The 13,315-nt window shown below is 69.2% G+C and carries 13 protein-coding genes; 5 read left to right on the top strand and 8 right to left on the bottom strand.

Features of this window, described 5'->3' with window-relative positions; all coding sequences use genetic code 11:
- From VAPA_RS19670 to VAPA_RS19695, 6 genes are read right to left on the bottom strand one after another with little or no spacing between them, the layout of a single operon-like run.
- Positions 1–798, bottom strand: coding sequence for an ABC transporter ATP-binding protein (locus VAPA_RS19670; RefSeq protein WP_041946170.1), 798 nt, complete (start codon positions 796–798; stop codon positions 1–3).
- A complete protein-coding gene (locus VAPA_RS19675) occupies positions 792–1,874 on the bottom strand; it encodes an ABC transporter permease (protein WP_041946171.1) in 1,083 nt (360 codons plus the stop codon). Before VAPA_RS19675 ends, VAPA_RS19670 begins: the two co-directional genes overlap by 7 nt.
- A complete protein-coding gene (locus tag VAPA_RS19680; protein ID WP_021008518.1) occupies positions 1,871–2,884 on the bottom strand; it encodes an ABC transporter substrate-binding protein in 1,014 nt (337 codons plus the stop codon). Before VAPA_RS19680 ends, VAPA_RS19675 begins: the two co-directional genes overlap by 4 nt.
- A gap of 22 nt (positions 2,885–2,906) precedes the next feature.
- The gene (locus tag VAPA_RS19685; protein WP_021008519.1) at positions 2,907–3,731 is read right to left on the bottom strand and encodes a class II aldolase/adducin family protein; all 825 of its coding nucleotides are present in this window, start codon (positions 3,729–3,731) and stop codon (positions 2,907–2,909) included.
- Positions 3,732–3,734: 3 nt separating this feature from the next.
- A complete protein-coding gene (locus VAPA_RS19690) occupies positions 3,735–4,844 on the bottom strand; it encodes an LLM class flavin-dependent oxidoreductase (RefSeq protein WP_021008520.1) in 1,110 nt (369 codons plus the stop codon).
- Between the two features lie 36 nt (positions 4,845–4,880).
- A complete protein-coding gene (locus VAPA_RS19695; RefSeq protein WP_021008521.1) occupies positions 4,881–5,870 on the bottom strand; it encodes an ABC transporter substrate-binding protein in 990 nt (329 codons plus the stop codon).
- A gap of 109 nt (positions 5,871–5,979) precedes the next feature.
- On the opposite strand from VAPA_RS19695, the gene VAPA_RS19700 reads away from it, so the two are divergent.
- The 5 genes from VAPA_RS19700 to VAPA_RS19720 all read left to right on the top strand — a co-directional run bounded on the left by VAPA_RS19700 (position 5,980) and on the right by VAPA_RS19720 (position 10,782).
- Positions 5,980–7,212: an acyl-CoA dehydrogenase family protein gene (locus tag VAPA_RS19700; RefSeq protein ID WP_021008522.1), complete on the top strand. Its 1,233-nt coding sequence runs from the start codon at positions 5,980–5,982 to the stop codon at positions 7,210–7,212.
- A complete protein-coding gene (locus tag VAPA_RS19705) occupies positions 7,209–8,189 on the top strand; it encodes an ABC transporter substrate-binding protein (RefSeq protein ID WP_021008523.1) in 981 nt (326 codons plus the stop codon). The genes VAPA_RS19700 and VAPA_RS19705 overlap by 4 nt, the downstream gene beginning before the upstream one ends.
- The gene (locus VAPA_RS19710; protein ID WP_021008524.1) at positions 8,186–8,803 is read left to right on the top strand and encodes a cysteine dioxygenase family protein; all 618 of its coding nucleotides are present in this window, start codon (positions 8,186–8,188) and stop codon (positions 8,801–8,803) included. The genes VAPA_RS19705 and VAPA_RS19710 overlap by 4 nt, the downstream gene beginning before the upstream one ends.
- Positions 8,800–10,425 (top strand): rhodanese-related sulfurtransferase, encoded by a 1,626-nt coding sequence (locus VAPA_RS19715; RefSeq protein WP_021008525.1) that lies wholly within the window; start codon positions 8,800–8,802, stop codon positions 10,423–10,425. The genes VAPA_RS19710 and VAPA_RS19715 overlap by 4 nt, the downstream gene beginning before the upstream one ends.
- A gap of 135 nt (positions 10,426–10,560) precedes the next feature.
- On the top strand, positions 10,561–10,782 hold the full coding sequence (locus VAPA_RS19720; protein ID WP_021008526.1) for a hypothetical protein: 222 nt from the start codon (positions 10,561–10,563) through the stop codon (positions 10,780–10,782).
- Positions 10,783–10,794: 12 nt separating this feature from the next.
- Here the strand turns inward: VAPA_RS19720 and VAPA_RS19725 are convergent, their stop codons facing one another.
- The gene (locus VAPA_RS19725) at positions 10,795–12,255 is read right to left on the bottom strand and encodes a DEAD/DEAH box helicase (RefSeq protein ID WP_021008527.1); all 1,461 of its coding nucleotides are present in this window, start codon (positions 12,253–12,255) and stop codon (positions 10,795–10,797) included.
- 131 nt (positions 12,256–12,386) lie between these two features.
- Complete coding sequence (gene ypfJ / locus VAPA_RS19730) at positions 12,387–13,274, bottom strand: KPN_02809 family neutral zinc metallopeptidase (RefSeq protein ID WP_021008528.1); 888 nt, start codon at positions 13,272–13,274, stop codon at positions 12,387–12,389.
- Positions 13,275–13,315 lie beyond the last annotated feature (41 nt).

Below are 13,315 nucleotides of genomic sequence, written 5' to 3' on the forward strand. Positions count from 1 at the left end.
TCACCAGGTGGCGTCGAGCCCCAGGTGCCGCAATGCTTCGTGGCGAAGCTCGGCCAAACGCGCATGGCCGCGATGCCGCGGATACGGCAAGTCGACCACGATCTCCGCCGAAATGCGCGCCGGCCGGTCGCTCAGCACGATCACGCGGTTGGCGAGGAACAGGGCCTCTTCCACATCGTGCGTCACCAGCAGCGCCGAGAAGCCCGCGCGCTGCCACAGGTTGACCAGCTCGCTCTGCATTGCAATGCGCGTGAGCGAATCGAGCTTGCCGAGCGGCTCGTCGAGCACCAGCAGCTGCGGATCGTTGACCAGCGCGCGCGCCAGCGCCACGCGCTGCGCCATGCCGCCCGAGAGCTGGTGCGGAAAGGCCTTGGCAAAGTCGGTGAGGCCGACAAGCTTCAGCGCCTCGTCGACGCGCCCGCGCTGCGCCTTGAGCACGCCGCGCGCCTGCAGGCCCAGCGCCACGTTGTCCCACACGCTGCGCCAGGGGTAGAGCGTCGGGTCCTGGAACACGACGATGCGCGACGGGTCAGGCCGCGTGATGGGCGCATCGTCCTGCGTGATTCGGCCAGCCGTGGCGGGCTCGAGCCCGGCCACCAGGCGCAGCAGCGTCGACTTGCCGCAGCCGCTCGGCCCCAGCAGCGCGACGAACTCGCCGGGCTTCACCGAGAGGTCGATGTCGTCGAGCACCTGCAGCGGCCCCGCGGGCACATCGAACCAATGGCTCACGCCGCGGATATCGATGTGCGCGCCGGCCTGGCGCACGCCTGCATCGGCCGTTGTTGCGGTGGCTACCATTTGACTGTCCCCTTCTGCCACGACAGCACGCGGTCGCGCACCTTGAAGAGCAGCGTGATCAGGCCCGAGCACAGCACCGCCATCACGATCAGCGCGGCATACATGTTCGAGTACGAGGCCCAGCCCTGCGCCCACGAAAGATAGAAGCCCAGCCCCGCCTTCACGCCCATCATCTCGGCCGTGACGAGCACCGAGAAGGCCGCGCCCAGCCCCATGAAGAGGCCCACGAACACCTGCGGCAAGGCAGCCGGAATGGCCACGCGCAGCACCAGGAAGCGCTCGCTCGCGCCCATGGTGCGCGCCACGTCGTAGTAGTTGCGGTTGACGCCCGCCACGCCCGACCAAGTGAGCACCGCCACCGGAAAGCCCGTCGCCAGCGCGATCAGGAACACCGCGGCCGCATAGCTCGACGGAAAGAAGAAGAACGCCAGCGGCAGCAGCGCCGAAGCCGGCACCGGCCCCACGAAGCGCAGCACCGGATGCACCCAGTAGCCCGCGATGCGCGACCAGCCGATGGTCACGCCCGTGAGAAAGCCCGCGAGCGCGCCCAGCACGAAACCATGTGCGAGCAGCCGGGTCGAATGCAGCAGGCTTTCGCCGAGGCGGCGCCAGTCGTCGATGTAGGTCTCGACCAGGCTTTGCGGCGGCGCGAAGAACGGCGTGGGCAGCAGCGCGAGCTTGGCAGTCGCGATCTCCCAGATCGCGAACAGCACGGGCAGCGCGACAAGCCACGGGCCTGCGGGCCGCAGTGCAAGCGCGACGCGGCCGGCGCGCGGCCCGAGCGATGCAACGGCCAGCAGCAGCGCGCCCACCGCGATGGCGGCGATGCCGAACTCGTGGGTGTAGGCCCAGTCGCTGAAGCCGACGGCCTTGTTCGGCCAGTAGACCGTGAGCAGGCCGAGGGCGAACCATGTGGCTGCGGCAGCGAAGCCGATGCGCCATGCGGACAGGGCCGCTTGGATACGGGGCGATGTCGATGCCGGAGCGGATGTGCGTTCGGGCGGCGCTGCCTCCACCCTGGCCCTCCCCCGGAAGGGGAGGGAATCGAAGCCCAATGCGGGGTCGGGGGTGCTCATGCGAGTGGATCGAAAGAGACGTGCTCGGCAAAGCGCACTGGATCGGTGGTCTTCTTGAGCACGCCGACGCCGCGGAAATCGCGCGCATAGAACTCCACCTCGTCGCGCAGGTTCTTTCCGAGCGGATGGTGGTTGTGCGTGAGCGTGCCAAGCAGCGCGCGCAGGTCCTCGATCGGCACCTTGGGCGAATACTTCGCAAACAGCTTGGCCGATTCGTTCGGGTTCTCGGCCACGTAGTCGGAGGCTTGCGCGATGGCGCGCACGAGGGCCGCGACGGTCGGCTTGTCCTTGCGAACAAGTTCGCCCCGCGCGCCGACGATGCAGCAGACCTTGTCCTTGTATTCGCCCGAGAGGTTGCTCGCAATCTCCACGAAGGCGCCCTTGTTGCGCTTCTCGATCAGGTACACATTAGGGTCGCCATCGGCAATCGCATGGATCTCGCCCTTCTGCACGGCAATGTCGAGCAAGTCGGCCGGGTACTGGCGCCAGGTCACGTCCCTGTCGGCGTCGATGCCGTTCTTCGCGAGCAGGATCGAGAAGAAGTTCTTGCCCGGGCTCGCGATGTCCGACACGCCGATGATCTTGCCCTTGAGGCTCGCAAGGCTGGTCGCACCCGCACTCTTCGCACCCACCAGCCGCACGCAGCCGCCGTGCGAGCTGCCGACGATCTTCACGTCGAAGCCCGACTCCAGCGGCTTGAGCCAGCGGTGGATCATGCCCACCGCCGCATCGGCCTTGGCCGTGGCCAGCGACTCCAGCAGCTGGTCGGTGGAACCGGTGTAGTTGATCAGGTCCACCTGCAAGCCGTTGCGCTCGAAGTAGCCGCGCTCCTGCGCGACGACGACGGGCGAGAGGCAGAACGCGGCGGCGTTCCATGCGAAGGTGAGCTTGCGCGCCTGCTGCGAGAAGGCCCGCGAGGCGATCAGGCCGCCAGAGGCAACCACGGCGGCGGCGCCGCCTGCGCGCAGGACACCCCGGCGCGATATGGGGCGTGAAAAGGATGCGGTCATCGAGAACTCCAGTGGTTTTTCTTCAGAGCAGCAGTTCGGGTTCCGCCTCGACCAGGCCTTGGTAGAGGCTGTCGAAGGAATGGATGGCCCCCTCCGGCCCTCCGATCTGGCTGTGCGTGTGGCGCGCGGTTTCCTCGTCGATGGGCTGCGGCTTGCCGGCGGCCTCGGCGAGAAGCTGCGTGTGGCAGGCGTTGTCGAGCGCGATGTACCACCACGCGGCGGCCTCGACCGTCGGGCCCGCTGTCAGGATGCCGTGGTTCTTGAGGATCGCGCCCTTTTTGTCGCCCAGCGCCCGCGCGATGCGCTCACCCTCGCTGGTGTCGACCACCATGCCGGTGAAGTCGTCGAACAGCGCCACGTCGTCATGGAACACGCAGCTGTCCTGCGTGATCGTGTCGAGCTTGCGGCCGAGTGTCGACCAGGCCTTGCCGTAGGTCGAATGCGTATGCGCGGCGGCGACGATCTTCGGGTTGTGCTCGTGGATCGCGGCATGGATGGCGAACGCGGCCTTGTTGAGCGGCCGATCGCCGATCACCGTCTCGCCCTTCGCGTTGACGAGCAGCAGGTCGGAGACCTTGATGCGCGAGAAATGGATGCCCAGCGGGTTGACCCAGAAGTGGTCGCTGAGCTCCGGGTCGCGCGCGGTGATGTGGCCGGCCAGGCCTTGGGCGAAACCGAAGCGTGCGAACAGGCGGAATGCACCTGCGAGGCGCTCCTGCCGATGGCGGCGCTCGGCCTGCACGCTGGTGCGCGGCGGGATCGGATCGAACCAGTACTTCTGCTGCGGGTTGGGGTTGAGCTTGAGCGGCTGGGGGGCGTGGCGGTCGATGGAAAGAACGGCATTCATCGCTCAGGCCGCCTTGCGTTGCGATTGCGCGCGCTGCGCCACCAGCTCGCGCGTGCGCGGAATCAGCTCGCGGCCGTAGTCGACCGCGTCTTCCAGCGGATCGAAGCCGCGGATCAGGAAGGTGGTCACGCCCAGGTCATAGTAGTCGAGCAGCGCATCGGCCACCTGCTCGGGCGTGCCGACCAGCGCGGTGCTGTTAGAGCGGCCGCCGATCTCCTGCGCCACCGCCGTCCACAGGCGCTTGTCGAGCCGCGTGCCCTTCTCGGCCGCGGCGAGCAGGCGCTTCGCACCTTCGCTTTGCTGCGGCCCGCCGCGGTTGTAGCCCTGCACCACACGCAGCCGCTTCGTCTCGGCCAAGATGTTCTCGGCGCGCGCCCATGCGGCCTCTTCGGTCTCCGCGAGGATCGGGCGGAACGACACCGAGAAGCGCATGCTGCGCCCGTGCTTCGCGGCCTCGGCGCGCACGCGCGCCGTGAGCTCGCGCGCCTGGTCGAGCGACTCGCCCCACAGCGCATACACATCGGCGTACTTGCCCGCGACCGGAATCGCCGCCTCCGAAGCACCGCCAAAGTACACCGGCACATGCGGCCTGCCATTGCGTGTCTGCACCGGCTTCACTTCGGAGAAAGCGTTCTGGAAGCGGTAGTGCGCGCCTTCGTGGTCGAAGGGCTTGCCGGCGGTCCACACCTTGTGCAGCACGTCGAGGTATTCGTCGGTGCGCGCATAGCGCTGGTCGTGGCCGAGCCAGTCGCCGTCGCGGCGCTGTTCCTCGTCGGAGCCGCCCGAGATGTAGTGCACCGCGAGCCGGCCGCCGCTGAACTGGTCGAGCGAGGCGAACTGCCGCGCCGCCAGCGTCGGTGCGACGAAGCCCGGGCGGTGCGCGAGCATGAAATGGATGCGCTCGGTGACCGATGCGGCATGGGCCACGGTCAGCGTGGCGTCGGGGCCGGTCGAATGATGCGGCACCAGCACGCGGTCGAAGCCCGCGTTCTCATGCGCCTGGGCGAAGGCGCGCACGTAGTCGCGGTCGATGGCCGGGCCCTTGGCCGCGTGGATCTCCGAGACCTTCTGGCCCTGGATCATGCCGATGAATTCAACGTCGTTCTGGCTCATGGTGTCCTCGTGTTTTCAGGGTGATGTGTGTGTTGTTCAGGCGGCGGGCAGGCGCAGCACGCTCTCGAAGCGGCGGTCCCACAGGGGCTTCACGTCGGCGGGCCCGTCGAGCACGCCGATCTTCAGGAAGGTGTCGGCCACCTCCTGGTGGCTGCGCACCACCGCATCGGTGACCGGGCCCAGGCTGTAGTCGCCGCTGCGGCCGTTGAAGAGCTCGACCAGGTCGCCGACCGGGACGCGCGTCTCGGCCGATTGCGCCCGCGCATAGGCCAGGAGGTTGCCGTTGATCCATGCGAAGGCGCGCTGCAGGCGCTGCAGCAGGTCGCCCAGCGCCGCGCGGCGCAGCTCGTCGTCGAGCGCACGCGGGTTGGCGTAGATCGGAAAGTTGCCCGAGAGGTAGCCCACACCGGTCTTGATGGTTCGCGCCCCGTACTGCGTGCGCGCCAACTGGCCGTTGTAGCCGTAGATGGCCCAGGCATCGAGGTCGCCGCGCGCGAAGGCCGAGAGGCCGTCCGAGGGCGTGAGGCTCACGGCCTGGATGTCGCTGAACGACAGGCCCGCCTCGGCCAGCTGCCTGGCCAGGTAGTAGTGCGAGGTGGTGGCGCGCACGTAGCCCACGCGCCTGCCCTTGAAATCGGCGATGCGGCGGATCGGCGAATCCTTGCGCGCCAGTGTGGCCTGGTTGTTGAGGTCTTCATGCGTCACGGCCACCAGCCGCACGCTCGATTTCTGGCGCGCCGCGAACACCGACGGGATCTCGCTGCCCGAGCCCAGGTCGAGCGCGTCGCCGTTGGTGGCCTCGATGTGCAGCACGCCGTTGTTGAGCTCGCGCCAGTCGATCTTGTAGGGCGTGCTGGCCTGGCCGGAAGCCTGCAGCAGCGGCCGCCAGAGCCCCTTGTAGGTGCCCACGCGCAGCGTGACGCCAGAAAGGTCGCGCGCCGGTGCCGCCCTGGCCGCGGCCAGGGCGCTCCAGCCCGCAGCAGCCTGAAGCAGGCGGCGCCTGTCGATGGGGAAGTCAGATGTCATGCACCGGACCGTACCGAGGCAGGCGGCAAAAGCGAACGCAGAAAAACGAGTTTGCATATGCGGGATGCGTCGTTTCCGGCGCGGCGCGGCCCCGGTACCGTGCGCAACCATGAGTGCACTCCCCTTGCGCCGCCCGCCGGCCACGAATGAAGACCCCGCGCCTGCCACCGTCGATGCCGCGCTGCTCGCGCATCTGTCGGCGCAGTTCGCCGCCACCGCGGCCGACCACGACCGCAGCGGCGCCTTTCCGCATCCGAACTTCGCGGCCTTGCAGTCGCACGGCCTCGTCGGCCTGGTGGCGCCCGCGGTGCACGGCGGCGGCGGCGCCACGCTGGCCACGGCGCGCCGCGTGATCGCGGCCGTGGCGCGCGGCGAGCCGGCCACCGCGCTGATCCTCACGATGACCTACCTGCAGCACCACGCACTCGCACGCAGCGACAGCCGCTGGCCGCCGCACCTGCGCGAACGCGTGCTGCGCAGCGCGGTGGAACGCGGCGCGCTCATCAACGCGCTGCGCGTCGAGCCCGCGCTCGGCTCGCCCGCGCGCGGCGGCCTGCCCGCGACGGTCGCGCGCCGCGAAGGCAGCGGCTGGAAGATCGACGGCCACAAGCTCTACACGACGGGCATCGAAGGCCTCTCGTGGCTCGCCGTGTGGGGCCGCACCGACGAGGCCGCGCCGCGCACCGGCGTGTTCCTGGTGCCGCGCCATGCGCCCGGCGTGCGCGTGATCGCGAGCTGGGACCACCTGGGCCTGCGCGCCTCGGGCAGCCACGAGGTGGTGTTCGAGAACGTCCCGATCGACCTCGATCACGCGGTGGACCTGCGCGCCCCGGCCGACTGGGCGCCCGACGCCGGCAGCCAGACCGACATCGATGCCCACGCCACGCAGCAGGCCTGGATGACGGTGCTGCTCGGCAGCCTCTACGACGCGGTGGCGCAGGCCGCGCGCGACTGGCTGGCGGGCTTTCTGAACACGCGTGCGCCCGGCAGCCTGGGCGCGCCGCTCGCGAGCCTGCCGCGCGTGCAGGAGCACGTGGGAGAGATCGAGGCGCTGCTGCGCACGAACCGCGTGCTGCTCGACGATGCAACCCGGGCCGTGGACCAAGGCCGCGCGCAGCCGGCCGCCGACAGCGGCCTGCTCAAGTACACCGTGACGGGCAACGCCATCCGCGCGGTCGAACTCGCGCTGCAGCTCAGCGGCAACCACGGCCTCGCGCGGCAGAACCCGCTGGAGCGGCATTACCGCGACGTGCTGTGCAGCCGCATCCACACGCCGCAGAACGACGCGATCCTGATTGCGGCGGGCAAGCGTGCGCTGCTGTCCTCCGGAGCCGCCGCATGACCGATCTGCTGTTTTCGAAAGCCTCGCGCCGCAGCTGGCTCAAGCAAGGCGCGGCGCTCTCGCTCGCAGCCGCCGGGCCGCTGCGCGCATGGGCGCAAGCGCAGGCCACGCTGGTGCTCGGCGACCAGGCCGGCGGCCTGCGCGCGCTGTTCGAAGCCTCGAAGGCACTCGAAGGCGTGCCCTTTGCCTACCGCTGGGCCAACTTCCAGGGCGCGGCGCCGCTGTTCGAGGCGCAGCGCAGCGCGGCCGTCGACACGGCGGTGGCCGGCGACCTGCCGGTGCTGGCCGCAGCCGTCGGCAGGACGCCGCTGAAGATCGTCGCCACGCGCGTCGGCAAGGCCGATGCCCTGGGCATCGTGGTGCAGCCCGACTCAAAGCTGCGCCAGGTGGCCGACCTGCGCCGCAAGACGGTGATCGTGTCGTCCGCACGCGGCAGCATCTCCCAATACCAGCTCTATGGCGCGCTCGAGGAAGCCGGCGTGCGGCGCGACGAGGTCACGGTGAAGTTCGTGCTGCCGACCGATGCGGCCGCCGCCTTCGCTTCGAAGCAGATCGATGCGTGGGCCGTCTTCGATCCCTACTACACGATTGCGCTGCAGCAGGGCGGGCGCATCCTGCGCGACGGGCGCGGCATCAACACGGCGCTGGGCTTCATCACCGCCAGCGAGCCTTCGCTGGCCGATCCGGCCAGGCGCGTCGCCATCGTGCAGTTTCTGGACCGGCTGGCGCGCGCGGGCGAATGGGCGCTGGCCAACCCCGAGGCCTATGCGCAGGCCTACAGCCAGCTCACGCGCCTGCCGATCGAATCGGCCCGCATCATCACGGCACGCGCCTCGGTCACGGGCCGGCCGGTCTCCGAAGCCGATATCGCCGCACTGCAGACGGTGGCCGACCGTTCGGCGCGCGACGGCATCCTGCCGGTGCGCGTGGACGTGCACGCCATCACCGATGCGCAGCTCTGGAAACGTCCCGCGTGAGCGGCGTGCCTGCTGTCGCACCGCCGCGCGAATTCGTCGTCGCGTTCGGCCGCCTGCTCGACAGCGGGCCCAACGAGCCGCGCATTCTTTCCGAAGGCGGCGCCCTGCCTCGCAGGCTGGTTGCGCGCGACGACCGGCTGCCGGACGCCTTTGCCCAACCCGATCCGGCGCGCTACCAGCAGTTCCTGCTGCATGCCGACAGCACCGAACGCTTCTCGGTCGTGAGTTTTGTCTGGGGACCGGGGCAGGCGACGCCGGTGCACGACCATACCGTGTGGGGCCTGATCGGCATGCTGCGCGGCGCCGAATACAGCCAGGGCTATGCCGTCGGCCCCGATGGCCGGGCGCGTCCGCAGGGCAAGGCGGTGCGGCTCGATGCCGGCGACGTGGAAGCCGTCTCGCCCCGCATCGGCGACCTGCATCGCGTGCACAACGCGCATGCAGACCGCGTATCGATCAGCATCCACGTGTACGGTGCCAACATCGGGGCCGTGCGGCGGCATACTTACCCGGCCGAGGGCGCACGCAAGCCCTTCGTCTCGGGCTACTCCAACTCGCTGCTTCCCAACCTGTGGGACCGCTCAGCCGAACTCAGATCGACGACATCCGCATGACGACCGCTGCCTTTCCCCTGCTGCCCTTTGCCGCCGTGCGCGAGCGCCTGCTCGCACGCGAGGAAACCGCGCTGCTCGACGTGCGCGAGGAAGACCCCTTCGCGCAGGCGCATCCGCTGTGGGCGGCGAACCTGCCGCTCTCGCGCATCGAGATCGAAGCCTGGCGGCGCATTCCGCGGCGGGACACCTTCATCGTGCTGTACGGCGCGCACGGCGACATCGACCTGGCGCCGCTGGCCGCGCGCACGCTGGCCTCGCTGGGCTATGCGAACCTGCACCTGCTCGAAGGCGGCCTCGAGGGCTGGCGCGCGGCCGGCGGCGAGCTGTTCCGCGACGTGAACGTGCCGAGCAAGTCCTTTGGCGAACTGGTCGAGCACGAGCGGCACACGCCCTCGCTCTCCGCACCCGAGGTGAAGGCCCTGGTCGAGGGCAAGGCCAATGTGGTGGTGCTCGACGCACGGCGCTTCGACGAATACCGGACGATGAGCATCCCCTCTGCCACCAGCGTGCCCGGCGCGGAACTGGTGCTGCGCGTGCGCGAGCTGGCTCCCGACCCGACGACGCAGGTGATCGTCAATTGCGCGGGCCGCACGCGCAGCATCATCGGCACGCAGTCGCTGGTGAATGCGGGCATTCCGAACCCGGTGGCGGCGCTGCGCAACGGCACCGTCGGCTGGAAGCTCGCGGGGCAGCTGCTCGACCATGGCGCGGACCGGAAGGCGCCGGCCGCGGTATCCGATGCGCATCGCGCGCAGGCCCAGGCCGACGCGCGGCGCGTCGCGGAAAAGGCCGACGTGCGCCGCATCGCGCTCGATGCGCTGCACACGCTGGAAGCCCCAGGGCGCACCGTGTACCGCTTCGACGTGCGCACGCCCGAGGAATACGAGGCCGGCCACCTGCCCGGCTTCGCGAGCGCGCCCGGCGGGCAGCTGGTGCAGGAAACCGATCACCAGGTGCCGGTGCGCGGCGCTCGCATCGTGCTGGCCGACGACGACGGTGTGCGAGCCTCGATGAGCGCGTCGTGGCTCGCGCAGATGGGGTGGGAGGTCTACGTGCCCGACACGGTGCCGCCCGCTTCGGCCTTCACCGAGACCGCTGCGCCGCCGCCCGCCCATCCGCCCGCCGCGGCCGCGGTGGCAGAGATCTCGCCCACGGAGCTGGCGGCCCTGCTGAAGCAGCAGATCGGCACGGCGGTGATCGACGTGACCACCAGCGCCAACTACGTGAAGCGCCACATCCCCGGGGCCTGGTATGCCATTCGCGCCCAGCTTGCGCAGGCCGTCGACGCGGCCATCCCGCCGGCGCAGCGCTATGTGCTGACCTGCGGCAGCAGCCTCCTCGCGCGCTACGCCGCGGCCGACCTGCGCCTGCTGCTCGATGCGCGCGGCGAGCGCGACGTGGAAGTGCTGGTGCTGGCCGGCGGCAACGCGGCATGGTTCGCGGCAGGCCTGGAGGCGGAAACCGGCGAGACACGGCTCGCGACACCGCGCACCGACCGCTACCGCAGGCCCTATGAAGGCACGGATGCGCCGGCGGAGGCCATGCAGGCCTACCTGGACTGGGAATACGGCCTTGTCGCGCAACTGGGGCGTGACGGAACGCACCATTTCCACGTGATCTGAGGGCGCAACGCGGCCTTGGGGCGCCCGGCTTGCAACGGGCCGGTCACATTATTTCGCGAGGGTAAAGGAGGTCATCCGCCGATGGCGCGGGGCGTTTTCTGGGAATACCGATCAACTCGTCCCAGGAGCATCGCCATGAGACTGCCTGTTCTCGCTCTTTCGGCCGCCGCGCTGGCGGCCATCCTGACCGGCTGCGTGGTCGCACCGGCGCAACCGGTCTATGCCGCGCCTCCGGGCGTGGCCTATGTGGCCCCGACCTACGTATCGCCGGGCGTGGGTTTCGTGTGGAACTACCACCCGCGCTACGGATATGGCTGGCACCACCCGCGCTACGGGTGGCACCGCGGATGGAGGTAGCCCTCCCGGGCGTCAGTTGGTTTCGGCGCTCTTGAAGAGGGCCGCGACCTTGCGCTTGGTCTTGATGTTGCTCGAGATGCCGCGCGAAGGCGTTGCCTTGGCAGCGGCTTCCCAGGCCGGCGTGGCGTCGGCCTGGCCCGGTTCGTAGGGCTTGTCGAAGAACGGATCGCGCGGCGCGGAAGGTGCGCGGTGCGGGCGTCCGCCGCCGCGCCGGGCTTCGGTTTCGCGGCGCTCGCGCGGCTGGTCGAGCACGTCGCGTGCGTCGCCGGCCTCGCCCTCTTCGCGCCAGTGGCGGCGTCCGTCATTGATGCGGCCGCGCGGATTGTCTTCCTCGAACTCGACGGGTTCGAGCTCGATCTTCTTCTTGATCAGCTTCTCGATGTCGGCCACCAGGCGCGCGTCGTTGCCGCCGCTCGCAAAGCTCACGGCCAGGCCCGAGGCGCCGGCACGGCCGGTGCGGCCGATGCGGTGCACGTAGTCTTCGGCGTTGAACGGAATGTCGAAGTTGAAGACCGCGGGCACGTCCTTGATGTCGAGGCCGCGGGCCGCGACGTCGGTGCACACCAGCAGGTCGACTTCGCCGGCCTTGAACGAGGCGAGCGCCTTCAGGCGTTCGTCCTGGCTCTTGTCGCCGTGCAGCGCGGTGGTGCGAAGGCCATCGCGCTCGAGCGAGCGCGCGAGGCGCGCACAACCGAGCTTGCTGTTGACGAACACGAAGGCCTGCGTGATGCCGCGCTGCTTCACGATCTGCTTGAGCGCGCGGCGCTTGTCGTCGTCGGCCACGCTGTAGAAGTGCTGCTCGACCGTGGAGGCCGTTTCGTTCGGCCGCGCCACCTCGATGGTGACCGGGTTCTGCAGGTAGCTGCCTGCAAGGCGCTTGATCTCGGGCGAGAAGGTGGCCGAGAACAGGAGCGTGGTGCGCTGCTTGGGCAGGTAGCTCAGGATGCGCTGCAGGTCGGGCAGGAAGCCGATGTCGAGCATGCGGTCGGCCTCGTCGAGCACCACGTACTCCACCTGGTTGAGCACCGCGTTCTTGGCTTCGATGTGATCGAGCAGCCGGCCCGGCGTGGCCACCAGCACTTCGACGCCCTTCTTGAGCTCGAGCGTCTGAGGCTTCATGTCGATGCCGCCGAACACCACCGTGCTGCGCAGGTTGGTGTACTTGGCATACAGCTTGACCTGCTGGGCCACCTGGTCGGCCAGTTCGCGCGTGGGCAGCAGCACCAGTGCACGCACCGGATGCCGCGCTGGCGACGTGGACGAGTTCTCGTGCTTGAGCATGCGCTGCAGCAAGGGCAGCGAAAACGCCGCGGTCTTGCCGGTGCCGGTCTGCGCGGCCCCCATCACGTCCTGCCCCGAAAGCACGACCGGAATGGCCTGCTCCTGGATGGGAGTCATGGTCTCGTAGCCCATTTCGGCTACGGCGCGCGCCAGCGGTTCCGCCAGCGATAGATTGGAGAAGGAGCTTGTCATTAAGCCTTCTATTGTCGCACTGCCGCAAAAAATGGCAGTGACAGCGGCGCGACAAACTCCGCGCCGGCTGTATTGCTATTTATTTTATAGCAAACAATCCAGCAATTACGGGGCTTTCGCGCCCTTAGTGCTCAAAGGCTGCGTGCATTGAAGGTATCGCAGGACTTGACATCGCCGCTTTGGTAGCCCGCACCGAACCAGCGCTGGCGCTGCGCACTCGATCCGTGGGTGAAGCTGTCGGGCACCACGGCGCGGCCCGCGGAACGCTGCAGCGCGTCGTCGCCGATCTTCTGCGCGGCGTTCATCGCGGCCTCGATGTCGCCCGGGTCGAGCCACTTCTTCGACTCCTGCGAATGGTGTGCCCAGATGCCGGCAAAGCAGTCGGCCTGCAGCTCGACGCGGACGCTCAGCGCGTTGTTCTGCGACTGGCTCAGGCGCCCGCGCATGCCGTCGACCTTGGCGGTCACGCCGAGCTCGTCCTGCACGTGGTGGCCGACCTCGTGCGCGATGACGTAGGCCTGCGCGAATTCGCCCGGCGCGCCGAGCTGGTTCTTGAGCGTGTCGTAGAAGCCGAGGTCGATGTAGACCTTCTTGTCGCCGGGGCAGTAGAACGGCCCCATGGCCGCCTGGCCGGTGCCGCAAGCCGTGGGCGTGGCACCGCGGAACAGCACGAGCCGCGGCGGCTGGTAGGCGCCGCCGTTCTGCCGGAAGATGTTCGTCCAGACCACCTCGGTATTGCGCAGCACGGTCGAGACGAAGGCCGCCTCGCGGTCGCTCGAGGGCGGCTTGGGCGCGGGGCCTTGCTGCTGTTGCTGCACCTGGACCTGCTCGCCACCGCCGCCGCTCAGCAGGCTGAGCACGGTCAGCGGATTGATGCCGAAGATCCAGCCTGCGATCAGCGCGACTGCGATGGTGCCGATGCCGATGCTTCGGCCGCCGATGAAACCGCCGCCACCGCCACCATCTTCACCGCGGCGGTCTTCGACGTTGTCGGACTGTTCGTTGCCTTCCCATCTCATCGCATCTCCTTGCCGGCCTTGCAGAAGTTTTGCCGGATCGT

This window comes from Variovorax paradoxus B4, assembly GCF_000463015.1.
GTDB lineage: Bacteria > Pseudomonadota > Gammaproteobacteria > Burkholderiales > Burkholderiaceae_C > Variovorax > Variovorax paradoxus_E.